We start from the raw sequence: 23252 nt of genomic DNA on the forward strand, positions 1-23252 counted from the left end.
GCGATGAAACGTGAAATATTTCTTTATGGGCATTTCGGTGATTGTTTTAGTCTGGGCCGGAACCTTTGCCCTGATGATCTAGTGAAGAACATGCAGTCAAAAAAACAGGAGCCATTGGCTCCTGTTTTTTTATGTCATGATGATGCGGGATTTTCAGCCACGCTCTTCGAGGAGAGAAGCCCGTCGGCCCGGAACATACTCTTGATGCCCCTCACCGCCTGACGAATGCGGTCGCTATTTTCAATCAGGGCAAACCGCACATGGGTGTCGCCATAATCACCAAAGCCAATGCCCGGTGATACGCACACCTTCGCATCCTGCAGCAGCTTTTTGGCAAACTCCAGCGATCCCATCGCCGCGTACGGTTCCGGAATTTTCGCCCAGACGTACATGGACGCCTTCGGCATTTCCACCATCCAGCCCGCTTCATGCAAGCCTTTTACCAGCACGTCGCGACGGCGCTTATACTGAGCGGCAATCTCGTGGACGCACTGCTGGTCGCCCTCAAGAGCAGCGATAGCCGCAACCTGCAGCGGCGTGAAAGTGCCGTAATCGTGGTAACTCTTAATTCGCGCCAGTGCGCTCACCAGCGTTTTGTTACCCACCATAAAGCCAATACGCCAGCCCGCCATGTTGTAGCTTTTCGACAGGGTGAAGAACTCTACCGCCACGTCACGCGCGCCCGGGACCTGCATAATAGATGGCGCTTTCCAGCCATCATACACGATGTCGGCATAGGCTAAATCGTGAACCACCAGCACGTCATAACGCTTCGCCAGCGCGACCACTTTCTCGAAGAAATCGAGCTCCACGCACTGGGCCGTTGGGTTCGATGGGAAACCGAGGATCATCATCTTCGGTTTCGGATAGCTTTCGCGAATCGCACGTTCCAGTTCGTTAAAGAAATCGACCCCTTCCACCAGCGGAACCGAACGGACCTGCGCCCCGGCAATCACCGCACCGTAGATGTGGATTGGGTAGCTGGGATTCGGTACCAGCACCGTATCGCCATGATCCAGCGTAGCCAGCATTAGGTGTGCCAGCCCCTCTTTCGAGCCGATGGTGACAATCGCTTCACTTTCCGGATCGATATCAACCTGATAGCGATCCTGATACCAGCGCGAGATCGCGCGACGTAATCTGGGAATACCGCGGGAGGTCGAGTAGCCGTGCGTATCCGGACGCTGGGCAACCGTGCAGAGTTTTTCAACGATATGCGGTGGCGTTGGGCCGTCAGGGTTACCCATGCTGAAATCAATAATATCTTCGCCGCGCCGACGCGCAGCCATCTTCAGTTCAGCGGTGATATTGAAAACATAAGGGGGGAGACGATCGATACGCGTAAAACGGCGTTCAGGACTGAATTCAGCCATAGATTCCTCAGATTAACGTTAGCGCCCGGACCGTCCGAGCGACGCTGCCACCGATGTGGCGTGCTTAGAAAATAACCTGAAAAAAATCACGCTGTCGAGAGGGAAGTGAAAAAAAAACGATCGCCTGAAAACCGGAACCCGGCTGTGCCGAAAAGCGGAAGCCCCTGTTTCAGGGTTGGCTTTCTGATAGCTGTTATTTAACAGGATGATATCAAAACAGTTACCTGACGATACGCAGGCTATAAAAAATCAGGACGTGTCCGTTACCGACAGACAATCCCCTTTAGAAATTATGGTTTTTCCTCATTTGATAAACCTGACGGATAGCTGGTCAACACGCGTCAGGTTTTTTATCATGGTTCTTTCCCGTTTTCCCAGGTCTACTCGTGCACGAAATATTCACTATGCTGCTGGCGGTTTTTGACCGTGCAGCATTAATGCTGATTTGCCTGTTTTTCCTCATTCGCATTCGCCTGTTTCGCGAGCTATTGCACAAATCCGCACACTCGCCAAAAGAGCTGCTGGCCGTTACCGCCATCTTTTCGCTGTTCGCCCTGTTTAGCACCTGGTCTGGCGTGCCGGTAGAGGGTTCGCTGGTTAACGTGCGCATTATCGCCGTGATGTCAGGCGGAATTTTGTTTGGCCCGTGGGTGGGTGTCATCACCGGCGTGATTGCCGGAACCCATCGCTACCTGATTGACATCGGAGGCGTCACGGCGGTGCCCTGCTTTATCACCAGCATTATTGCCGGGGTGCTCTCCGGCTGGATCAGCCGCAAAATCCCGAAAAAACAGCGCTGGCGCGCAGGGATCGTGGCGGGCATGGTGTGCGAAACGCTGACCATGATCCTGGTCGTCGTCTGGGCCCCGACCATCGAACTTGGGCTGGATATCGTCTCGAAAATCGGTATTCCGATGATCCTGGGCAGCGTGTGCATCGGCTTTATCGTGCTGCTGGTGCAAAGCGTTGAAGGGGAAAAAGAGGCCAGCGCCGCCCGTCAGGCCAAGCTGGCGCTGGATATCGCCAACAAAACGCTACCGCTCTTCCGCCACGTTAACGCGGAGTCGTTGCGTCAGGTCTGCGAAATCATTCGCCATGACATCCACGCTGACGCTGTCGCCATCACCAATATTGACCACGTGCTGGCCTACGTTGGCGTCGGGGAGCACAACTATCGCGATAATGATGACACCATCAGCCCAACCACCCGACAGGCCATTAACTACGGTAAAATCATTATTAAAAACAATGATGAAGCCCACCGAACGCCGGAAATCCACTCCATGCTGGTGATTCCGCTGTGGGAGAAAGGCGTCGTGACGGGCACGCTGAAAATTTATTACTGCCACGCGCATCAGATCACCTCCACGCTGCAGGAGATGGCCATCGGCCTGTCGCAGATTATCTCCACCCAGCTGGAAGTATCCCGGGCGGAACAACTGCGTGAGATGGCAAATAAGGCAGAGCTGCGCGCGCTGCAGAGCAAAATCAATCCCCATTTCCTGTTTAACGCGCTGAACGCGATCTCCTCGTCCATTCGTCTTAATCCGGACACCGCGCGCCAGCTGATTTTTAACCTGTCGCGCTATCTGCGCTACAACATCGAGCTGAAAGATGACGAGCAGATCGACATCAAAAAAGAGCTGTATCAGATTAAAGACTACATCGCGATTGAGCAGGCGCGCTTTGGTGACAAGCTCACGGTCATTTACGATATTGATGAAGAGGTCAACTGCGTGATCCCAAGCCTGCTTATCCAGCCGCTGGTCGAAAACGCGATTGTTCACGGCATTCAGCCGTGTAAAGGCAAAGGCGTCGTCACCATCAGCGTCACCGAAAGCGGCAACCGCGTACGTATTGCCGTGCGCGATACCGGCCACGGAATTGATCCAAAAGTCATTGAGCGGGTGGAGTCTAACGAGATGCCTGGAAATAAAATCGGCCTGCTGAACGTGCACCACCGGGTCAAGCTGCTTTACGGCGACGGGCTGCATATTCAGCGTCTTGAACCGGGCACCGAAATTGCGTTTTACGTCCCGAACGAGCGCTCTCCCGTTCATTCGGCAACATCACTGTTGCCCCAGGTGGAGTAACCCATGAAAGTCATCATCGTAGAAGATGAAATTCTGGCTCAACAGGAGCTAACCTGGCTTATCAACACCCACAGCCAGATGGAAATTGTGGGTACCTTTGATGACGGTCTGGACGTGCTGAAGTTTCTGCAGCATAACCGGGTCGATGCCATCTTCCTGGACATCAATATTCCGTCGCTGGATGGCGTATTGCTGGCGCAAAACATCAATCAGTTTGCCCATAAGCCGTTTATTGTTTTCGTTACCGCCTGGAAAGAGCACGCCGTAGAGGCCTTCGAGCTGGAGGCGTTTGACTATATCCTTAAGCCTTACCAGGAGTCGCGGATTGTCAGCATGCTGCAAAAGCTGGAGGCCGCGTGGCAGCAGCAGACCGCCCCTGCAAACGCCAGCCCAACGGTACGGGAAAACGACACCATTAATTTGGTCAAAGATGAGCGCATCATCGTGACGCCGGTCAATGATATCTACTATGCCGAAGCCCATGAAAAAATGACGTTTGTCTATACGCGGCGGGAATCTTACGTGATGGCGATGAACATCACCGAGTTTTGCAGCAAGCTGCCTGCGTCGCACTTTTTCCGCTGCCACCGCTCGTTCTGCGTCAATTTAAACAAGATCCGCGAGATCGAACCGTGGTTTAACAACACCTATATTTTGCGTCTGAAGGATCTGGATTTTCAGGTGCCGGTGAGCCGCAGCAAGGTGAAAGAGTTCCGCCAGCTCATGCACCTGTAACAAAAAAGCCCTCTCCTGCGGGAGAGGGCTATGCGTCAGAGGATTTGACCAAGAACCTGACGCAGGTGGGCCCCCGACCCCAGCAGGCCAGGGTTATCATGCACGATCAGATAAACCGGAATGTCCTGCACGTAGCTTCTGAAGCGCCCTTTATCCTCAAACCCGCCGCGGAAGCCGGAGGCTTTAAAGAACTCCAGGAAGCGCGGCACAATACCACCTGCAATATAAACGCCTCCGAAGGTACCCAGCGTCAGCGCCAGGTTGCCGCCGAAGCGTCCCATAATCACGCAGAACAGCGACAGGGCACGACGGCAGTCAATGCAGCTGTCCGCCAGCGCGCGTTCGGTGACGTCTTTCGGCTGCAGATTTTCCGGCAGACGACCGTCCGATTTCACAATCGCCCGGTACAGGTTCACCAGCCCCGGTCCTGACAGCACGCGCTCGGCGGAGACGTGGCCGATCTCCGCGCGTAATTCTTCGAGGATAATGCCCTCTTCTTCGCTGTTTGGCGCAAAGTCCACGTGACCACCTTCACCCGGCAGGCTCACCCAGCGCTGGGCAACATGCACCAGATGTGAAACGCCCAGCCCGGTACCGGCCCCGTAAACCGCAATCGGCTTACCTTCGACCGGTTCAGCGCCGCCAAACTGGATCAGATGCTCAGGCTTCAGCATCGGGATCGCCATGGACACCGCGGTAAAGTCATTAATGATTTCAAGATGCGCAAAGCCGAGGTTTTTTTTCATCTCGGCGATGGAGAATGCCCAGGTATGGTTGGTCATGGCGACCCAGTCGCCGGTTATCGGACAGGCAATGGCGATGCAGCCATCTTCGACGCTTATCTGATGCTCCTCCAGATAGACGCGGACAACGGCCTCAAGGCTTGGATAATCGAGACCGGAATAGGTTTTCGCCCGGGAAATTTCACCGCTATTTACATCGCATAATGCAAGGCGCGCATTCGTGCCGCCCACATCGCCTACCAAAGCATACTTTGTCATTCTTCTACTGCTCCGCTAAAGTCAGAATAAATCTTTGGGACACTGTAAATTCAAGGCGTGATAACAACAACGACCGGAAGGTGAATGCCCATGGATTATCGATCTTCGTCACAGAATAACTTTACCGTTTCAGCACCTTTTGCACTATTGCCATAAGGCTTAATGTGCAAAGTAACGTAATACCGTTTTGTACAAGGAAATCATCATGCTTCACCCGCGAGCCAGAACCATGCTGTTGCTGGCAATTCCGGCGCTCATCATAGGCGTGGTTTCAAGTCTGGTCCTTATTGTCGTGATGAAAGTCGCGTCGGTGCTGCAAACACTATTATGGAACGCGCTTCCTGCAGGGCTGGGCGTCACCGCTGACTCTCCTGCCTGGATCGTTGGGATGCTGACGTTAACCGGTATTGCGGTGGGCCTGGTGATCCGTTTTAGTCCCGGCCATGCCGGCCCCGATCCGGCACTGGAACCGTTGATTGGTGCCCCGGTAGCCCCCTCGGCGTTGCCAGGGCTAATCATTGCGCTGATTATCGGTCTGGCCGGCGGCGTTAGTCTGGGACCTGAGCATCCGATTATGGCCGTGAACATTGGCCTGGCGGTTTTTCTTGGTTCACGCATTTTGCCCCGCGTTGGCGCGCTGGACTGGACCATTCTCGCCTCCGCAGGCACCATCGGGGCGCTCTTCGGCACGCCCGTTGCGGCGGCACTGATCTTTTCTCAGACGCTCAGCAGTAACAACGATGTCCCACTCTGGGACAAGCTCTTTGCCCCACTGATGGCCGCAGCCGCCGGAGCGTTGACGACCAGCCTGTTTTTCCATCCCCATTTTTCACTCTCTCTCCCCCACTACGGCCAGATGCAAATCGCCGATATTTTCAGCGGTGCCATCGTCGCCGCCATCGCCATTGCGCTGGGCATGGTGGCAGTATGGTGTCTTCCACGCCTGCACCGGCTGATGCACAGACTCAAACACCCGGTGCTGATTCTGGGGGCTGGCGGTTTGATTCTGGGTATTTTAGGTACGATCGGCGGGCCGGTGACGCTGTTTAAAGGACTGGACGAGATGCAGCAGCTGGCCTTCAGCCAGGTGTTTAGCGTCTCCGACTATCTGCTGTTTGCCGTGATCAAGCTGGCAGCGCTGGTGGTGGCGGCCGCCTGCGGTTTCCGCGGTGGACGCATCTTCCCGGCGGTCTTTGTCGGCGTCGCGCTGGGGCTGATGCTGCACGAGCATGTCGATGCCGTTCCGGCTGCGATTACCGTTTCCTGCTCGATTCTGGGGCTGGTGCTGGTGGTCACGCGCGATGCCTGGCTGAGCCTCTTCATGGCCGCCGTGGTGGTACCGGATACCACCCTCATCCCGTTACTTTGCATCGTGATGTTGCCCGCCTGGCTCCTGCTGGCGGGCAAACCGATGATGATGGCCTGGCGAAACGACAAATAATCAGGCGCTGTTGCGCGCTTCCAGCGCTTTGGTGATCGCCCCCAGCAGCGGAGGGATATCGGCTTTCGGCAGCATCACCTCAATCAGCGAGAGCCGCTCGTGGTGCGCCACTTTCTCAAGGACGTCCGCCAGCTGCTCCGCTTCACTGACCCGCCAGCACTGGGCCTGAGGATCAAGGCTCAGGGCCTGCGGGATTTGCGTCCAGTTCCATAGCGCAATGTCGTTGTAACGCTGCTCAGGCCCGTGGATCGCTCTTTCCACCGTGTACCCTTCGTTGTTCAGGACCAGAATGATGGGGTGTTGTTTATCCCGCAGCATCGAGCCAAGCTCCTGGATAGTAAGTTGCGCCGCGCCATCCCCCGTCAGGACAATCACGCGCCGGTTCGGGCAGGCCGTTTGCGCGCCAAATGCTGCCGCCAGCGTATAGCCAATCGATCCCCACAGCGGCTGGACGATAAAATTCACGTCAGCCGGCAGACGAAGGTCGATCGCGCCGAAGGCCGAGGTGCCCTGATCCGCAAGAATGATGTCTCCCGGACGAATAAACGTCTGCAACGTTTGCCAGAAATTCGCCTGCGTCAGCGAGCCATCCGGCTGCGGGTAAGCCATCGCGCTTTGAGAGGACTGCGCGGGCGTCTCGTGCACGTGCTGTTTGCACAGTTCTACCAGCGTTTCGATTGCCTGAAGCATAGGGATGCCGGTAAACCAGAGATCACCCACGCGTGAGGCATGAGGCTGAACTTCTATCGTTTGTGCCGGGGTGAGCTGATGCGTGAAGCCGGCGGTCAGGGTATCGGTAAATCGCGTGCCGATGCACAGTACGGTATCCGCCCCTTCAATCGCCTCTTTTACCGCACCGGCGCTCGCTGAACCGCTGTAGGTGCCATAAAATCCGGCGTGACGTTCGTCAAATATCCCTTTGCCCATCAGCATGGTGGCGTGTGCCATCGGCACGTCTTTGACCCATTTTTGTAGCGCATGCTTCAGGCCGTGGCGCAGGACAAGGAAATCGGCCAGCAGCGCAGTACGCTTGCTCCTGGCAAGCTTGTTTTCTGCGGCGTCCCGAAATGCTTTCAGGCAAGCACTATCGGCATGTGGAAGCCTGAGCGTGAGAGCGTTTACAGGGGGAGTGGCGGCCTTTTTTGCCACATCGGCAGGCAACATCAGATAGCCGGGGCGACGCTCCCGGAGCATTGTCGTTAACACCCGGTCGATTTCATAACAGGCGTTTTGTTCGGTCAGGATCGCCTGTGCAGCAGTGATCGGTTCGCTCATATGATAAAAATGACGAAACTCACCGTCGCCAAGCGTGTGGTGCAGCAGCTCCCCTCTTTGCTGTGATGCCGTACCCGGTGCCCCTACAATATGCAAGACCGGAACGTGCTCGGCGAAGCTGCCCGCAATGCCGTTCATGGCGCTTAACTCTCCTACGCCAAATGTCGTCAGCAGCGCGGCAAAGCCCTTACATCGGGCGTATCCGTCAGCGGCATAAGAAGCGTTTAACTCGTTGGCACAGCCCACCCAGCAGATATCCGGGCTGTCTATCACATGGTCGAGAAACTGCAGGTTATAGTCGCCCGGCACGCCAAACAGATGATCGGCTCCACAATCAGTAAGACGGTCCAGCAGGTAATCGGCGACGCAGTATGGGGTACGCATGAACAGGTATCCTTCTAATGTTGACCTCACCTTGAGTATTAAATAAGCGTGATGGCTGTCCAGAATTGGTGATAAGAAGGGCATGGAAAGAATGCTTTACAAAAAAGGCTGCGCTATGCTGCTTTTTTTCACGAAAATGTAAACGCATACACTGATTTTTCACTTCAGCGCCAGAGGTCACGAAAATGGGTTATCAGCCGGACAAAAATCGTTACAGGACAATGGAGTATCGCCGCTGCGGGCGAAGCGGACTCAGGTTGCCTGCCATCTCGCTTGGGCTGTGGCATAACTTTGGTGACACCACCCTTATCGAAAACAGCCGTCAACTTTTACAGCGTGCGTTCGATCTGGGCATTACGCATTTCGACCTTGCCAACAACTATGGCCCACCCCCCGGATCGGCCGAACGTAATTTCGGACGTATTTTGCAGGAGGATTTCCTGCCCTGGCGCGACGAGCTAATCATCTCCACCAAAGCGGGTTATACCATGTGGGAGGGGCCTTACGGCGACTGGGGGTCACGTAAATATCTGCTGGCAAGCCTCGATCAAAGCCTGAAGCGCACGGGGCTGGAGTATGTGGATATCTTCTATCATCACCGGCCAGATCCGGAAACGCCGCTGCAGGAAACCATGAAAGCGCTTGACCATGTGGTGCGTCAGGGGAAGGCTTTGTATGTCGGATTATCCAACTACCCGGCTGTTCTGGCTCGCCAGGCGATTGATATCCTTAATGACCTCGGGACGCCCTGCCTGATCCACCAGCCGAAATACTCCCTCTTTGAACGTGCGCCGGAAGCGGGGCTGCTGGACGTGTTGCAGGAAAAGGGAGTCGGCTGTATTCCCTTCTCGCCGCTGGCCGGCGGGCAACTGACCAATCGCTATCTGAACGGCATCCCCGCAGACTCACGCGCGGCAAGCGGCAGTCAGTTTCTTAAACCCGATCAGCTCACCGAAGAGAAGCTGGAGAAAGTCAGGAAGCTGAATGCCCTGGCAGAAAGCCGCGGCCAGAAGCTGTCCCAGATGGCGCTGGCCTGGGTATTACGCCATGAGGAAGTGACGTCGGTGCTGATTGGGGCAAGTAAAGCGGCTCAGATTGATGACGCCGTGGGGATGCTGGCAAACCGCCATTTCTCTGCAGAAGAGTTGGCCCGTATAGACGCGATCCTGAGCAGCTCAATATAACATCACTTTTAGCAAAAAGTGCTCTCAACCAGGAATTCGGAGTTTAGGCGATGATACGACGCTTTACCAACTCGTAAAATTGCGTTAACAGGCCCAACAAAGGCCCCGATCGTGAAGGAGAAAGAGTATGTTCAGGTCACTGATTCTTGCAGCGGTATTACTGGCTTCGGCGCCGCTGATCGCCACTGCGGGCGAAATCACCCTGTTGCCATCAGTAAAATTACAAATTGGCGATCGTGACGACTACGGCAGATACTGGGACGGCGGCTACTGGCGCGACCGTGATTACTGGCATCGTCACTATGAGTGGCGCGGCGATCGCTGGTGGAAACATGATAACGGCAGACACCGCGGCTGGTATAAAGACAGCGCCTATGAGCGCGGTTACCGTGAAGGCTGGAACGATCGTGACGACCGTCGCGGCGGCTGGGGTCGCGGCAAAGGTCATGGTCACGGCCATCATCACTAATCAAAAAGGAGCCTCCACGGCTCCTTTTTTTGTTAAAGACCCAGCGCGGTTCCCACTAACAACCACAGGTTCAGCGCAACGACCACCACCACGATGGCCCACCCGGTTCGTTTCACCAGCGTTGAGTTGACCAGCTCGCCCATCAGGGTTTTGTTGCTGGTAAAGATCAGCAGCGGCACCAGCGCCAGCGCAATACCAAAACTCAGCAGCACCTGGCTCATGACCAGAATTCGCGTTGGGTCGAGTCCCATCAGAATCACCACAAATGACGGCAGCATGGTGACGGAACGACGAACCCACAGCGGAATATGGAACCGGACAAACCCCTGCATCACCACCTGGCCTGCCAGCGTGCCCACCACCGTAGAAGAGAGACCAGCAGCCACCAGGCTAAGGCCAAATATCGTGGCGGCAGCATGGCTCAGCAACGGCTCCAGCGTGAGATAGGCCTGGTCGAGATCGGCAATACCGGTATGACCGTTAAAGTGGAAAGCTGCGGCTGCAGTAGCCATCATCGCCAGATTAACAAACCCCGCGATGGTCATGGCGATCGCCACGTCCCACTTGGTGGCGGAGTAACGTTCTTTACGCGTCCCACCGTGGAGATGCTGAGTCAGCGAGGAGTGCAGATAGATCACGTGCGGCATGATGGTCGCCCCCAGCACCCCGGCGGCCAGGAACACCGCTTCGGAGGTCGGCAGGCTTGGGATCGCCATCCCTTTACCGAGCTGCGCCAGATTCGGCTGTGAGAAGATTAGCTCAACGATATAGGCCGCCGCTACAAACAGCAGCAGACCGCCAATGACCTTCTCCAGCGGCTTTTGACCCCGACGCTGCAGCATCAGGATCAGGAACGTGGCAATCCCGGTGAGGACCGCCCCCTGCAACAGCGACACACCCAAAATCAGCTTAAAGCCGATCGCTGCGCCAATAAATTCAGCAAGGTCAGTGGCCATGGCGATGATTTCAGCCTGAACCCAGTAGAGCCAGACCGCGGGACGCGGATAATGGTCGCGAATTTGCTCCGCCAGGTTTTTGCCCGTCGCAATCCCCAGCTTTGCGGAGAGCATCTGAATCAGCATCGCCATCAGGTTTGCCCAGACGACCACCCAGAGCAGCTTATAGCCGAAGCTAGCCCCGGCCTGAATATTGGTCGCAAAGTTACCTGGATCGATATAACCAATGGCAGCGATGAACGCAGGTCCCATTAATGCGAACCGCAACTTGCGCGCTGCTCTGCCACTGCTACCCTCTACGCGACTGTTTGTCATTTCTGCCTCTGAAATATAGCCTTTGCTATGTTTAATGCTATCAAAATGAGAATGATTATCAAGATCATTTATGAAGTTTGCAGTGATTTCTCTGATAGCTTTGAACGATAGACGGGCGGGTAAGTGGGGCGATCTAACTGAAACTGAAATCGCGCATGCTTTTGTGAAGACTAGCACACAAACTTAACTTTTCACTCATTTACCTAACATAACAAAAATGTATTGTGGATCACTATTTTTGAGACTCGTCACAGGATGTAACTATAGTGTGTCCTCGATCTCGTTTTCTTTTCGCTTGTTACATAGAATGTGCACGAAAATTAAACCTGCCTCATATTTGGAGCAAATATGGACCGCGTCCTTCATTTTGTCCTGGCACTTGTTGTCGTTACTGCACTCGCATTGCTGGTCAGCACAGACCGCAAAAAAATTCGTATTCGTTATGTTGTCCAACTGCTGGTCATTGAAGTTTTACTTGCGTGGTTCTTCCTGAACTCCAACGTAGGCCTCGGCTTCGTGAAAGGCTTCTCCGAAATGTTCGAAAAACTGCTCGGATTCGCCAATGAAGGGACCAACTTTGTCTTCGGTAAAATGAACGACGAAGGTCTGGCGTTCTTCTTCCTGAAGGTTCTCTGCCCTATCGTCTTCATCTCCGCACTGATCGGTATTCTGCAGCACATCCGCGTTCTGCCGTTCGTGATTCGTGGAATTGGTTTCCTGTTATCCAAAGTGAACGGCATGGGTAAGCTGGAATCCTTCAACGCCGTCAGTTCCCTGATCCTCGGTCAGTCTGAGAACTTCATCGCGTATAAAGATATTCTCGGCAAGATGTCCCGCAACCGCATGTACACCATGGCGGCAACCGCAATGTCTACCGTTTCCATGTCTATCGTGGGCGCGTATATGACCATGCTGGAACCAAAATACGTGGTGGCTGCGCTGGTACTGAACATGTTCAGCACCTTTATCGTTCTGTCGCTGATCAACCCGTACCGCGTTGACGCCAGCGAAGAGAACATCCAGATGTCTAACCTGCACGAAGGCCAGAGCTTCTTCGAAATGCTGGGTGAATACATCCTGGCCGGTTTCAAAGTCGCGATTATCGTTGCCGCCATGCTGATCGGCTTCATTGCGCTGATTTCTGCACTGAATGCCCTGTTCGCCGCGGTGCTGGGTATCTCCTTCCAGGGTATTCTGGGCTACATCTTCTACCCTGTTGCATGGGTGATGGGTGTTCCGGCTCACGAAGCGCTGCAGGTGGGCAGTATCATGGCAACCAAACTGGTTTCTAACGAATTCGTTGCGATGATGGATCTGCAGAAAATTGCCAGCACGCTTTCTCCACGCGCGGAAGGTATTCTCTCCGTGTTCCTGGTCTCCTTCGCGAACTTCTCGTCTATCGGTATCATCGCCGGTGCGATTAAGGGTCTGAACGAAGAGCAGGGTAACGTGGTTTCTCGCTTTGGCCTGAAGCTGGTTTACGGCTCTACGCTGGTGAGCGTCCTGTCCGCATCTATCGCGGCACTGGTTCTGTAACGTTTACCGTTAAACAAAAACCGGGAGCCTGGCTCCCGGTTTTTTTATGCCCGCAATTCTTCCAGCGGTTTGGGTTTGCCTATCAGGTAACCCTGCAGGTAATCCACACCAAAGCGAAGCAGCATCTCCCGCTGGGCCGGCGTTTCGACGTATTCCGCGACGACGCACAGCGATTTCGCCTTCGCCAGATTACACATCGACTGGACGATCATTGCATCCATGTCGTCTGTACAAATGTCTTTCACAAAGCAGCCGTCAATTTTAATGATGTCCGCCTGCAGGCGTCTGAGGCGCTCGTAGTTGGCGTAGCCAGTACCAAAATCATCTATGGCGATTCGGAAACCGTAATCCCGCAGCTGCTGAATATTGTTGATACTTGTGCCTGAATTTGAAAAAGCCTGCTCCTCGGTGATCTCAATCACGACGGCCTGAGGTGCCACGCCGTACCGTTCAAACAGCGCGCAAATCTCAGTCGCCACCTCTTTTTGCATCAGCGTGAGCGGCATCAGATTGACGGAGAAACGGGCGCCAGCCTGTGTTGCAGGGTGATCGCGCAGCCACAGCAGTAATTTCTCCATAATGCACATATCAAACCGATGGCTGAGGTTGAACTGGGCAATCAGCGGAATAAAGCGGTCAGGGGTGAAGATCTCGCCCTCGCTCTCCATACGCGCCAGGATTTCGTAATACCCGCTCCCGTCCGCCTTCTGGATCGGTTGCGCGTATAAATGGAACTGCCCTGCCTCAAGGGCATGCTTAATCCGCGCCAGCATCAGGACACGCTCTGTCGTTTGTCCTGATGCCGCCTCAAGGCTATTCGTGAGCGCGAGAACGTTTTGCTCTCCGCAGGCCTGCTCTGCCAGCCAGCTCAGCTGTCCCAGCGTGTGATGAAGCTTTTCGCCGTTTTCAACCATTCCCCAGGATGCGCCAAATTCAATATCCAGCCCGGTGTTGTTCCAGAAAATCTTACGGCTGTTCAGCCGATCGACCATATGCTGGAGACGCTCGGCGGTTCCCGGCCCCAGTAATACCAGCACCAGTTCGCTTCCCGGAAGCTGGAAGAGCGTCTCATCTTTCTGCAAAAGTGGCTGTAGCGACGTGGCGATCGTACGTTTGCAGTGGACCCGCATGATAATCCCGTAGTGGCGGCTCAAAAACTCCAGGTTATCCATACGCAGAATGCACACTTTGGCATCCGGGTGAATCTCAAGATAATCTTCCAGCGCACGAATATTGGGTAAACCGGTAAGGGGATCGGTAAGCGCCCTGCCCTGCCAGCCCCGCTTCAGCCACTCGCTGCGCTGGTAAATGCGCGACATGTAAAGCAAACAGATAGCGAAAGAGATCAGCACGGAGAGGATAAAGGAGAGTGAATGGCCCGATTCGACCCCGTTAAGGAAATTGTAGTTGTAGGTCAACAGCAGCAGCGCTGAGGTGGCCCACAGCAGAGAAATCAACGCATAGGTCAGGCGGCTTATTGCCAGGGTAAAAAGAATAAAAATCAGCGGCATCAAATAGCCCGCAATGACCGGTGATTCAAAAGGACCACATAAAATGATGAGAATGGCGCCTAAAAGCATCAGCCAGACAAAAATATATAATGGATTCTTGTGATAAAACACGGGCTTCACGCTTCGCCGCCAGAAGGTGACGGCATAACGAGGATTAATTATCATTCTTAATGGGTAATAGAACATCATGGTAAAAATCAGCCCCGCGCATATCAGGCTTTGAATATCCACAACATTATAAATTACCGTTCCTTCGCCGAAATAGGTTGAGATAGTCACCGGAAAATCAAACAAATAGCCTGCCATATACATCGACAGCTTAATACCAAATGGCACAATAAAACCGAGCCAGAATATACGTAGCCCGATGTGCTTGTTAGGGATGGAGTGGCGCCAGCGCTTGCCCAGCATGAGGCGTAGCAGACCGCAGGCCGCGAACAACGCAAAGGTCTGACAGAACAGCAAAACTGAATATTGTAGCGGCGCTAAATTAATATAGAATAAATTAGTGACAGTAAAACCTAACAAAATGGGAAGAATAGCCCTGCGCCCAAATAGCAGAATTACCGCCAGCATCACGCTGAGCGGCAGCCATGCTAAATAAACGTCATGACCATTAACAATTGCGCGTGGAGAGAGATAACGGGAGACAGGTACCGCAATCAGACAAAGTGTCAGGGCAATTATAAATATCTTTACATTATTGTACGTTTTTCTATTCATTAAGCTGATGAGTATATTATCCGTCTGAATCATTGACCGGATGGATAATAGGTTTATTAATTGCACGAATCAAGTTCAAGTCTATTTATAGACACGTTTATTGATTTCGATTGAGGTGAGGTATGGGAATACCTTCTTTTTGATAACAAAAACCAGTGGCGGGCGTTACAAACAGATAAAAAAAACCCTCGTCATTTGACGAGGGTTTACAATTTTGGTGGAGCTAAGCGGGATCGAACCGCTGACCTCTTGCATGCCATGCAAGCGCTCTCCCAGCTGAGCTATAGCCCCACATGTGACTTTACTGACCGCACTCTGTTGGGTTCAGAGTTTGGTGGAGCTAAGCGGGATCGAACCGCTGACCTCTTGCATGCCATGCAAGCGCTCTCCCAGCTGAGCTATAGCCCCATCGTAAAGCTGTCATGTTGACGGGCGGCATAATATGAATTCCGCTGCGGAGTGTCAACGGCAAAATCAATGACCGCCGTTCGATCGCCGAAAAATCATGCAAATGAATCACTTTGCGAGCGTGCTCGTAATCAGGAGTTAAGCCTGTCACGTTTTCATGTAAAACGGTGCTATAAAATGAGCCGTTAATTAACCCCACTGATATTCAGGAAATTGCATGATCAAGGAACGAATGACGCCAGAAGAGTTAGCCCTGCTCACTGGCTATAGCCGACAGACCATCAATAAATGGGTACGCAAAGAGGGTTGGATTACGTCACCAAAACCTGGCGTTCAGGGCGGGAAAGCGCGACTGGTACATGTTAACGAAAAAGTCCGCGACTTTATCCGCAGCGCACGTCGGGCAAGCGAAACGTCCGATATGGCAGAAGGTACCAGCCATAACAGTTCGCTTCACACCCTACTCCTGACGCTGGCTGATGAAATGACGCCGGAAGAGCAGAAACAGATGACATCGCTGTTACTGCGGGAAGGGATCACCGGATTGTTGCAACGTTTAGGGATTCGCGATCGGGACTGATATGAAAAAATTACGCAGCAAAATGACCACGGAAGAGCTGGCGGAGAGTTTGGGCGTTGCCAGGCAAACGGTTAATCGCTGGATTCGCCAGCAGGGCTGGAAAACAGAAGGACTCAACGGCGTGAAAGGCGGTCGCGCGAGGCTCATTCATATCGATGCGCGCGTGAAGGAACATATCATGAGTCTCCCGGCGATTCGCAACCGTCAGGCGGTTTACCATCTCGCGGAGGCCACTTCCGCCTACAATGCCCCCTCTGCAAACCTGTTTCCGGGCATAATTGAGACGCTGGAGAGTATGACTGCAGCAGAGCAGAAGCGTCTGGACACCTTCCTGAAGCGCGAAGGCATTCACGGCTTTCTTAAGCGTCTGGGTATTGCAGAAGAAGAAGCATAAAAAACGGCAGGTTCCCCTGCCGTTTGTTTTCTCTGAGACGTTATTACTGCTGATTTTCTCGTTCAGCGATAAAGTCCAGAGCCTTGTTAATGCGCGCTACGCTGCGTGATTTGCCGATAGCATGAACCGTTACGTCCAGCGCCGGAGACTGACCCGCACCGGTCACCGCAACGCGCAGTGGCATACCGACTTTACCCATGCCGACTTCCAGCTCGTCCGCCGTCGCCTGAATGGCGTGATGCACATTCTCTGCGGTCCACTCGGTAATGGCAGCCAGCTTGTCACGCACCACTTCCAGCGGCTGACGCGCAACCGGGCGAAGGTGTTTCTTCGCGGCGTCCGCATCAAACGCATCAAACTCTTCATAGAAGTAGCGGCAGCTTTCAGCAATCTCTTTCAGCGTTTTGCAGCGCTCGCCGAGCAGTTTCACCAGATCCGCCAGCTCAGGGCCTGTGCGGGTATCAATATTTGCCTGCTCAATGTGCCACTGCAGATACGTCGCCACATATTCTGGCGGCATGGTATTGATGTAGTGATGGTTCAGCCACAGGAGCTTGTCGGTGTTGAACGCGCTGGCGGATTTGCTGACAGAGCTCAGAGAGAACAGTTCGATCATCTCTTCGCGGCTGAAGATCTCCTGGTCACCGTGAGCCCAGCCCAGACGCACCAGATAGTTCAGCAGCGCTTCTGGCAGATAGCCGTCGTCGCGATACTGCATCACGCTCACCGCACCGTGACGTTTAGACAGCTTTTTCCCGTCGTCGCCGTTGATCATGGAGACGTGCGCATAAACAGGCACAGGGGCGTTCAGCGCCTTCAGGATGTTGATCTGACGTGGCGTGTTGTTGATATGGTCTTCACCGCGCACAACGTGGGTAATTTCCATATCCCAGTCGTCAACCACGACGCAGAAGTTGTAGGTTGGAGAACCATCGGTACGACGGATGATCAGATCGTCGAGCTCCTGGTTGCTGAATTCGATCGGGCCACGGATCTGATCGTCAAAGATCACAGACCCCTCTTGCGGGTTAGCAAAACGCACAACGCAAGGCTCATCTGCAGCATGCTCGCTGTGGTCGTGGCGGCAGCGGCCGTCATAACGCGGCTTTTCACCGTTCGCCATCTGCTCTTCACGCAGCGCATCCAGACGCTCTTTGGAGCAGTAGCACTTATACGCCGTGCCCGCGACCAGCATCTCATCAATGACGGCGTTATAGCGGTCAAAGCGTTTGGTCTGGAAGTAGGGACCTTCATCCCATTCCAGGTTCAGCCAGTTCATCCCATCCATAATGGCTTCAATTGCTTCTGGCGTGGAGCGCTCAAGATCGGTGTCTTCAATACGCAGCACGAACTCACCTTTGTTGTGGCGTGCGAAAAGCCAGGAATAGAGAGCGGTACGTGCACCACCGACGTGCAGATAGCCTGTCGGGCTCGGCGCGAAGCGAGTTTTGATTTTCATGAAATGGCCTTACGTTATAAAGATGCCGGCAATCGGCAAATCCTGGGGAAAAAACAATGGGCAATATTCTATCACTGTGCGGCGATTCCTCAATGTTGTTCCCTGAATCGGGCCCGAGTTTGCGATTTTTGTTTAGAAATCATGCGCCACTGCCCGTTTCGCGATCGTTTTGCTTAATTTTACGACGAACGAATAAAAACTTTAGAAAATGCGTTGACTCATTTTCAACTCTCCCTATAATGCGACTCCACACAGCGGGGGTGATTAGCTCAGTTGGTAGAGCATCTCCTTTACACGGAGGGGGTCGGCGGTTCGAGCCCGTCATCACCCACCATCTACTTCGGTAGACTCGCAGTGTAGATAAGGATTGAGATTGGGCGATTAGCTCAGTTGGTAGAGCATCTCCTTTACACGGAGGGGGTCGGCGGTTCGAGCCCGTCATCGCCCACCATTCTCATCTTATCGCAGCAGTTCCGAAATGGGCGATTAGCTCAGTTGGTAGAGCATCTCCTTTACACGGAGGGGGTCGGCGGTTCGAGCCCGTCATCGCCCACCATTTCGGGTCGTTAGCTCAGTTGGTAGAGCAGTTGACTTTTAATCAATTGGTCGCAGGTTCGAATCCTGCACGACCCACCAATGTAAAAAAGCGCCCTAAAGGCGCTTTTTTGCTATCTGCGATATAAAAAATGTGAACCTGCCCCATTTTCCTCAAGCTAATCCCGTCGGTGCCGATACCTCTGTTTTATAACGCGAGGAAAAAGTATGACGACCATTCAGGCATCAACCCAATCTATTCAAACCAGCAGTGGCGGGAATGGGGCTTCTGGCGGTAACGATATCTCTGCGCAAATCACCCGCATTCTCGACAAAATCCAAAAGCTGACTCAGCAGTTAAACGAGCTGGCGAACAGTCCCGGCAGTACGGAAGATAAGAAAAAGCAGCAGGAACTGATTCAGACCCAGATCAAAGTGCTGCAGGCGCAGCTCGCCGCACTGCAGCGCCAGCAGGCCGAAGAGGCCCAGAAAAAGCAGGATCAAAAATTGGGCAAAGTGGAAGGTGTGAATAGCCCAACAGACAGTAATCAGATTGATATCTACATCTAATCTTCTGAAGCGTTAAACAGTGGATCGCGTATGCGGGCCTCGGTCAATCGCTGTGCCTGGATACGCACCACTTCCCAGATAGCCTGCGCCGCCCCCGAGAGTGAACGATTTTTTCGCCGCACCAGCATTAGCTTTCGTTCGACAACGGGCGTCAACCGCTTCACGGCAAGTCGACTTCCCTGAGGCAGGGGAAGCGCCAGGGCGGGCAACACGCTGATGCCGATCCCGGCTTCCACCATGGGAAACAGCGTTGCCGGGTGGCCAATCTCCTGCACGATCGCTGCCTTTACCCCCTGATTCATCAGCGCGGAATCAATCAGCGGGCGGCTGCCCGAGGCATAATCTTGTAAAACCAGGTTTGCGCCCTGCAGTGACTGCCACCTGACGTCAGGCAACGCGGCCAGCGGATCGTCGTCACGGCAGAGCAGCAAAAAGGGCTCCGAAAGTACGCTTTCGCACTCCAGATCGCTCACCTGGCCGGGATCGATAACAATACCAAAATCGACATCCCCCTGGCGGATGCTCTCCAGTACCCACTGCTGTGGCCGGTCATGCAGCACAAAGTCAATGTCCGGGTAGCGATGGTTCCCCTCGGCAATACACTGCGGGATAAGGTGTGCAGATATCGTCTGGCTGGCCGCGACCCGCACGGTACCCGAAAGCTGCTGCCCCAGCCTCCCCACGTCTCTGAGCGTGCTGTTCAGCTCATCCAGCAGCCGTTCAAGGCGCAGAGCAAGCTGCTGCCCGGCTTCGGTCAACACCACTTCGCGCGTGGTGCGGTCAAGCAACCGGACGCCGGTCTGATTTTCCAGTTCTTTCACGCTGTGGCTGACCGCCGACTGGCTCAGGCCAATCATCTCCCCTGCCCGGCTAAAGCTGCGGGCATTGGCGACGGTAACGAAAATGCGGAGCTGGCGTAAAGAATAATTCATCTGTTTAATTCATGAATGGATGCAATAAATCAATTTTATTTCTCAAACGGAAAAAAGCACAATAGCGACATCTGTTTTCAGGAGTCATTATGAAACTATTTCGTATTGTTGATCCGTTTACGCTCACCCTGGTCGTTACCGTTTTACTGGCCTCGTTCTTTCCCGCTCGCGGCGGGTTCGTTCCGTTCTTTGAAGGGCTGACGACGGCCGCCATCGCACTGCTGTTTTTTATGCACGGCGCGAAGCTGTCCCGTGAAGCGATTATCGCAGGGGGGAGCCACTGGCGACTGCACCTCTGGGTGATGTGCAGCACGTTCATTCTCTTCCCGATCCTCGGCGTGCTGTTTGCCTGGTGGGCACCGGTTAACGTCGACCCAGCGCTCTATACCGGTTTTCTGTATCTCTGTATTCTGCCGGCTACCGTGCAATCCGCCATTGCCTTTACCTCTCTGGCGGGAGGGAACGTTGCGGCCGCCGTCTGCTCGGCATCGGCATCCAGCCTGCTGGGGATTTTCGTCTCCCCGCTGCTGGTGGGCCTGCTGATGAACATGCACGGCGCGGAAGGTAACCTTGAGCAAGTCGGCAAAATCTGTTTGCAGCTGCTGCTGCCGTTTGTGCTGGGGCATCTCTCGCGTCCGTGGACGGGCGCATTTGTAGCAAAGCACAAGAAATGGATCTCAAAAACCGACCAGTCGTCGATCCTGCTGGTGGTCTATTCCGCCTTCAGCGAAGCGGTCGTGAACGGGATCTGGCATAAGGTGGGCGCCGGTTCGCTGCTCTTTATCGTGGTGGTCAGCCTCATCCTGCTGGCAATTGTCATTGCAGTAAACGTCTTTGTAGCACGCAAGTGCGGCTTCAACAAAGCGGATGAAATTACGATTGTGTTCTGCGGTTCGAAGAAGAGTCTGGCAAACGGTATCCCGATGGCCAACATTCTGTTCCCGACCTCGGTGATTGGAATGATGGTACTGCCGCTAATGATTTTCCATCAGATCCAGCTGATGGTCTGCGCGGTGCTGGCGCGTCGCTACAAGCGCCAGACGGAAAAACTGGCGCAGGAAGGGACCCGCGCCGCAAAGGCTTAAGGACGTTTCAGGGGCTGCACCAGCTGGGTCAGCCCCTCGGTTTTGATCAGTAACGCAATCGCCATCAGCTCGCCCAGTCGCCCTGCCGGGAATTCATCCTTACGGGCAAACCACAGCAGATACTCCTCCGGCAAATCAATCAGCCTGCGGCCCTTGTATTTACCGAACGGCATCTCCGTATTGGCGATCTCAACGAGCTGCTCTTTCTCCACGTTACTCTCCTAACAGACGCATCATTTCTGCTTCGTCGATAACCTCAATGCCGAGCTCCTGGGCTTTCGCCAGCTTCGAACCGGCGGCCTCCCCGGCGATCACCAGGTCGGTTTTCTTCGACACGCTGCCCGCCACTTTGGCTCCCAGCGCCACCAGACGTGCCTTTGCATCATCACGGGATAGCTGGCTCAGGCTGCCGGTCAGCACTACCGTTTTACCGGCGAACGGGCTGTCGATCTCTTCGGCGTTGACGACGACCGGCGCAGGCCATTTGATGCCCTCTGCCAGCAGTTGGCCGATGACCTCACGGTTGCTCTCTTCAGCAAAGAAGTTAAAGACGTGCGTGGCGACGACGATGCCGACATCCGGAACTTTCTGTAGCTCCTCAATGCTTGCCTTTTCCAGCGCCTCCAGCGTACCAAAGTACGCCGCCAGCCCTGCTGCCGTCGCTTCACCCACTTCACGAATGCCGAGCGCATAAAGGAAACGGGCGAAGGTGGTCTCTTTTGCCGCTTCCAGCGCGTTAACAACGTTCTGGGCTGACTTTGGCCCCATGCGGTCCAGACCGGAAAGTTCTTCTGTCCTAAGCTTAAAGAGATCTGCGGGTGTATGAACATATTCTTTTTCTACTAACTGCTCGATGATTTTGTCGCCCATACCATCTACGTCCATTGCCCGACGGGAGACAAAATGCTTCAGTGATTCCTTACGCTGCGCCCTACAGATTAAGCCACCAGTACATCGAGCAACAGCTTCGCCTTCCACTCGTTCAATCAAGGAATGACATACTGGGCAAGTTTTAGGGAAAATGAATAAAGGCGCATCGTCAGTCCGCATAGACTCAACCACCCCAACGATTTGAGGGATGACATCCCCTGCACGACGGACGATTACGTGATCATTTCTTCTTAGACCAAGGCGCTCTATTTCATCAGCATTGTGTAAAGTCGCATTTTGGACAACAACTCCTGCTACTTGTACTGGCTCTAAACGAGCTACCGGTGTTACAGCACCAGTTCTGCCAACCTGATACTCAACATCTCTTAATCTGGTGATTTGTTCTTGAGCAGGAAATTTGAAGGCAGTTGCCCACCTCGGAGCCTTAGCGACAAATCCCAGTTTTTCCTGTAGGTTAAGAGAGTTTACCTTCACAACTAAACCATCAATATCAAAACCTAATGTTGATCTCTCTGCTTCTATATTTTTATAGAATTCAATCACTTTATAAGGGCCATTACATAATTTAGTCGCTTTACTTATTGGCAAGCCCCAACTGTGCAATTGTTCCAACCGTTCAATATGTGTGTCAGCCATATTTGCATCCTCAACAAGGCCTGTGCCATAGCATTTGAATGTAAGAGGTCTGGTCGCAGTCACACTTGAATCAAGTTGCCTTAAGGATCCAGCAGCTGCATTTCGAGGGTTTGCAAAAACTTTCCCCCCCTTTCGCCGGGCGTTTTCATTCATCGCCTCGAAGTCTGATTGGTTAATGAAAACTTCACCTCGTATCTCTATACGCTTTGGAATTCCTTTACCATGTAGTTTTAAAGGTATGCATCTGATTGTTCGAATATTATTCGTAATATCTTCTCCGAGGGCACCATCTCCCCTAGTTGCCGCATGCTTTAAAATCCCATCCTCGTATAAAATATTAACCGCCAGTCCATCAAACTTGAGCTCACAGCAGTAAACTATTGACTCAGTTGTTTTCAGGCGATCCTGCACGCGCTTGTTAAACGCGAGAAAGCTCTCTTCATCGAAGACGTTATCCAGCGACAGCATCGGTACTTCATGACGCACCTGGCTGAAAGCGCCCAGCGGCTCAGCGCCGACGCGCTGGGTGGGGGAATCCGGTGTAATAAGTTCAGGATGCTGCGCCTCTAATTCGCGCAGCTCGCGCATCAGGCGGTCATACTCCGCATCCGGGACTTCCGGCGCGTCCATAACATGATAGAGATATTCATGATGGCGAAGCGTGGTTCGCAGTTCAGTGAGTTGTTGTTCGATTGAGTCCATATCACACCATCAATGAGAAAAAACCCCCGACATGCGGGGGTTGAGGAGGAGTTGAAGATAATGCG

22 protein-coding genes and 7 tRNA genes are annotated in these 23252 nt (G+C 53.6%); 18 read left to right on the top strand and 11 right to left on the bottom strand.

Annotation, left to right across the window (positions count from 1 at the left end; translation table 11 throughout):
• The first annotated feature begins 10 nt into the window (after positions 1-10).
• A complete protein-coding gene (gene ypdK, locus PI91_RS25835) occupies positions 11-82 on the top strand; it encodes a membrane protein YpdK (RefSeq protein WP_099458937.1) in 72 nt (23 codons plus the stop codon).
• Between the two features lie 52 nt (positions 83-134).
• Here ypdK and alaC read toward each other — a convergent pair whose 3' ends face one another.
• Positions 135-1373 (bottom strand): alanine transaminase, encoded by a 1239-nt coding sequence (alaC, locus tag PI91_RS18905; RefSeq protein WP_008501582.1) that lies wholly within the window; start codon positions 1371-1373, stop codon positions 135-137.
• 386 nt (positions 1374-1759) lie between these two features.
• On the opposite strand from alaC, the gene PI91_RS18910 reads away from it, so the two are divergent.
• A complete protein-coding gene (locus PI91_RS18910; protein ID WP_023344633.1) occupies positions 1760-3466 on the top strand; it encodes a sensor histidine kinase in 1707 nt (568 codons plus the stop codon).
• A 3-nt stretch (positions 3467-3469) separates the two neighbouring features.
• Complete coding sequence (locus tag PI91_RS18915; protein ID WP_021241782.1) at positions 3470-4201, top strand: LytTR family DNA-binding domain-containing protein; 732 nt, start codon at positions 3470-3472, stop codon at positions 4199-4201.
• 35 nt (positions 4202-4236) lie between these two features.
• On the opposite strand, the gene glk is transcribed toward PI91_RS18915, so the two are convergent.
• Positions 4237-5202 carry a glucokinase gene (gene glk / locus PI91_RS18920; RefSeq protein ID WP_008501585.1) on the bottom strand — a complete coding sequence of 322 codons (966 nt, stop codon included), beginning with the start codon at positions 5200-5202 and terminating at the stop codon, positions 4237-4239.
• A gap of 205 nt (positions 5203-5407) precedes the next feature.
• Between glk and PI91_RS18925 the strand changes: the two genes are divergently transcribed.
• Positions 5408-6643, top strand: coding sequence for an ion channel protein (locus PI91_RS18925; RefSeq protein WP_008501586.1), 1236 nt, complete (start codon positions 5408-5410; stop codon positions 6641-6643).
• Here PI91_RS18925 and ipdC read toward each other — a convergent pair whose 3' ends face one another.
• A complete protein-coding gene (ipdC, locus tag PI91_RS18930) occupies positions 6644-8302 on the bottom strand; it encodes an indolepyruvate decarboxylase (RefSeq protein ID WP_039266818.1) in 1659 nt (552 codons plus the stop codon).
• A 185-nt stretch (positions 8303-8487) separates the two neighbouring features.
• Here ipdC and mgrA point away from each other — a divergent pair, with 185 nt between their 5' ends.
• Complete coding sequence (mgrA, locus tag PI91_RS18935) at positions 8488-9486, top strand: L-glyceraldehyde 3-phosphate reductase (protein ID WP_032663121.1); 999 nt, start codon at positions 8488-8490, stop codon at positions 9484-9486.
• Positions 9487-9613: 127 nt separating this feature from the next.
• The gene (locus PI91_RS18940) at positions 9614-9955 is read left to right on the top strand and encodes a DUF2502 domain-containing protein (protein WP_008501589.1); all 342 of its coding nucleotides are present in this window, start codon (positions 9614-9616) and stop codon (positions 9953-9955) included.
• A gap of 32 nt (positions 9956-9987) precedes the next feature.
• Here PI91_RS18940 and PI91_RS26070 read toward each other — a convergent pair whose 3' ends face one another.
• Positions 9988-10134, bottom strand: a complete 147-nt coding sequence (locus PI91_RS26070) for a manganese transporter (protein ID WP_148639726.1) — start codon at positions 10132-10134, stop codon at positions 9988-9990.
• Here PI91_RS26070 and PI91_RS26075 point away from each other — a divergent pair.
• The 4 genes from PI91_RS26075 to PI91_RS18950 all read left to right on the top strand — a co-directional run bounded on the left by PI91_RS26075 (position 10102) and on the right by PI91_RS18950 (position 12762).
• A tRNA-Met gene (locus tag PI91_RS26075) sits at positions 10102-10217 on the top strand. The two genes, PI91_RS26070 and PI91_RS26075, sit on opposite strands and share 33 nt — an antisense overlap.
• 154 nt (positions 10218-10371) lie before the next feature.
• Positions 10372-10704, top strand: coding sequence for a hypothetical protein (locus PI91_RS26080; protein WP_157841594.1), 333 nt, complete (start codon positions 10372-10374; stop codon positions 10702-10704).
• 72 nt (positions 10705-10776) lie between these two features.
• Positions 10777-11166, top strand: a complete 390-nt coding sequence (locus PI91_RS26085; RefSeq protein WP_157841595.1) for a hypothetical protein — start codon at positions 10777-10779, stop codon at positions 11164-11166.
• 408 nt (positions 11167-11574) lie between these two features.
• Entirely contained in the window at positions 11575-12762 is a 1188-nt protein-coding gene (locus PI91_RS18950; RefSeq protein WP_008501591.1) for a NupC/NupG family nucleoside CNT transporter, read from the top strand.
• Positions 12763-12806: 44 nt separating this feature from the next.
• On the opposite strand, the gene PI91_RS18955 is transcribed toward PI91_RS18950, so the two are convergent.
• The 3 genes from PI91_RS18955 to PI91_RS18965 all read right to left on the bottom strand — a co-directional run bounded on the left by PI91_RS18955 (position 12807) and on the right by PI91_RS18965 (position 15404).
• Complete coding sequence (locus tag PI91_RS18955; RefSeq protein WP_032652906.1) at positions 12807-14996, bottom strand: EAL domain-containing protein; 2190 nt, start codon at positions 14994-14996, stop codon at positions 12807-12809.
• A 215-nt stretch (positions 14997-15211) separates the two neighbouring features.
• A tRNA-Ala gene (locus PI91_RS18960) sits at positions 15212-15287 on the bottom strand.
• A gap of 41 nt (positions 15288-15328) precedes the next feature.
• Positions 15329-15404: transfer RNA gene (locus tag PI91_RS18965), tRNA-Ala, on the bottom strand.
• 217 nt (positions 15405-15621) lie between these two features.
• Here PI91_RS18965 and PI91_RS18970 point away from each other — a divergent pair.
• Together PI91_RS18970 and PI91_RS18975 are read left to right on the top strand one after the other, a co-directional pair.
• A complete protein-coding gene (locus tag PI91_RS18970) occupies positions 15622-15984 on the top strand; it encodes a YfeC-like transcriptional regulator (RefSeq protein ID WP_008501593.1) in 363 nt (120 codons plus the stop codon).
• A gap of 1 nt (position 15985) precedes the next feature.
• On the top strand, positions 15986-16378 hold the full coding sequence (locus PI91_RS18975; protein ID WP_008501594.1) for a YfeC-like transcriptional regulator: 393 nt from the start codon (positions 15986-15988) through the stop codon (positions 16376-16378).
• Between the two features lie 43 nt (positions 16379-16421).
• On the opposite strand, the gene gltX is transcribed toward PI91_RS18975, so the two are convergent.
• A complete protein-coding gene (gene gltX, locus PI91_RS18980; RefSeq protein WP_023294239.1) occupies positions 16422-17837 on the bottom strand; it encodes a glutamate--tRNA ligase in 1416 nt (471 codons plus the stop codon).
• 258 nt (positions 17838-18095) lie between these two features.
• Here gltX and PI91_RS18985 point away from each other — a divergent pair.
• From PI91_RS18985 to PI91_RS19005, 5 genes are all read left to right on the top strand, one after another.
• A tRNA-Val gene (locus PI91_RS18985) sits at positions 18096-18171 on the top strand.
• 41 nt (positions 18172-18212) lie between these two features.
• Positions 18213-18288 (top strand) — tRNA-Val (locus tag PI91_RS18990).
• Positions 18289-18317: 29 nt separating this feature from the next.
• Positions 18318-18393, top strand: a tRNA-Val gene (locus PI91_RS18995).
• Positions 18394-18397: 4 nt separating this feature from the next.
• Positions 18398-18473, top strand: a tRNA-Lys gene (locus tag PI91_RS19000).
• Positions 18474-18599: 126 nt separating this feature from the next.
• Positions 18600-18941, top strand: a complete 342-nt coding sequence (locus PI91_RS19005; RefSeq protein WP_021241788.1) for a FlxA-like family protein — start codon at positions 18600-18602, stop codon at positions 18939-18941.
• Here the strand turns inward: PI91_RS19005 and PI91_RS19010 are convergent.
• Positions 18938-19873 (bottom strand): LysR family transcriptional regulator, encoded by a 936-nt coding sequence (locus PI91_RS19010; RefSeq protein ID WP_023294241.1) that lies wholly within the window; start codon positions 19871-19873, stop codon positions 18938-18940. The genes PI91_RS19005 and PI91_RS19010 overlap by 4 nt on opposite strands.
• A gap of 89 nt (positions 19874-19962) precedes the next feature.
• Here PI91_RS19010 and PI91_RS19015 point away from each other — a divergent pair, with 89 nt between their 5' ends.
• A complete protein-coding gene (locus PI91_RS19015) occupies positions 19963-20958 on the top strand; it encodes a bile acid:sodium symporter family protein (protein WP_008501598.1) in 996 nt (331 codons plus the stop codon).
• Here the strand turns inward: PI91_RS19015 and PI91_RS19020 are convergent.
• Complete coding sequence (locus tag PI91_RS19020) at positions 20955-21170, bottom strand: DUF3820 family protein (protein ID WP_008501599.1); 216 nt, start codon at positions 21168-21170, stop codon at positions 20955-20957. The two genes, PI91_RS19015 and PI91_RS19020, sit on opposite strands and share 4 nt — an antisense overlap.
• 1 nt (position 21171) lies before the next feature.
• Positions 21172-23187, bottom strand: coding sequence for an NAD-dependent DNA ligase LigA (gene ligA / locus PI91_RS19025; protein WP_039266819.1), 2016 nt, complete (start codon positions 23185-23187; stop codon positions 21172-21174).
• Between the last annotated feature and the right edge of the window lie 65 nt (positions 23188-23252).

Source organism: Enterobacter sp. FB, from assembly GCF_000805795.1.
Classification (GTDB): domain Bacteria; phylum Pseudomonadota; class Gammaproteobacteria; order Enterobacterales; family Enterobacteriaceae; genus Enterobacter; species Enterobacter roggenkampii.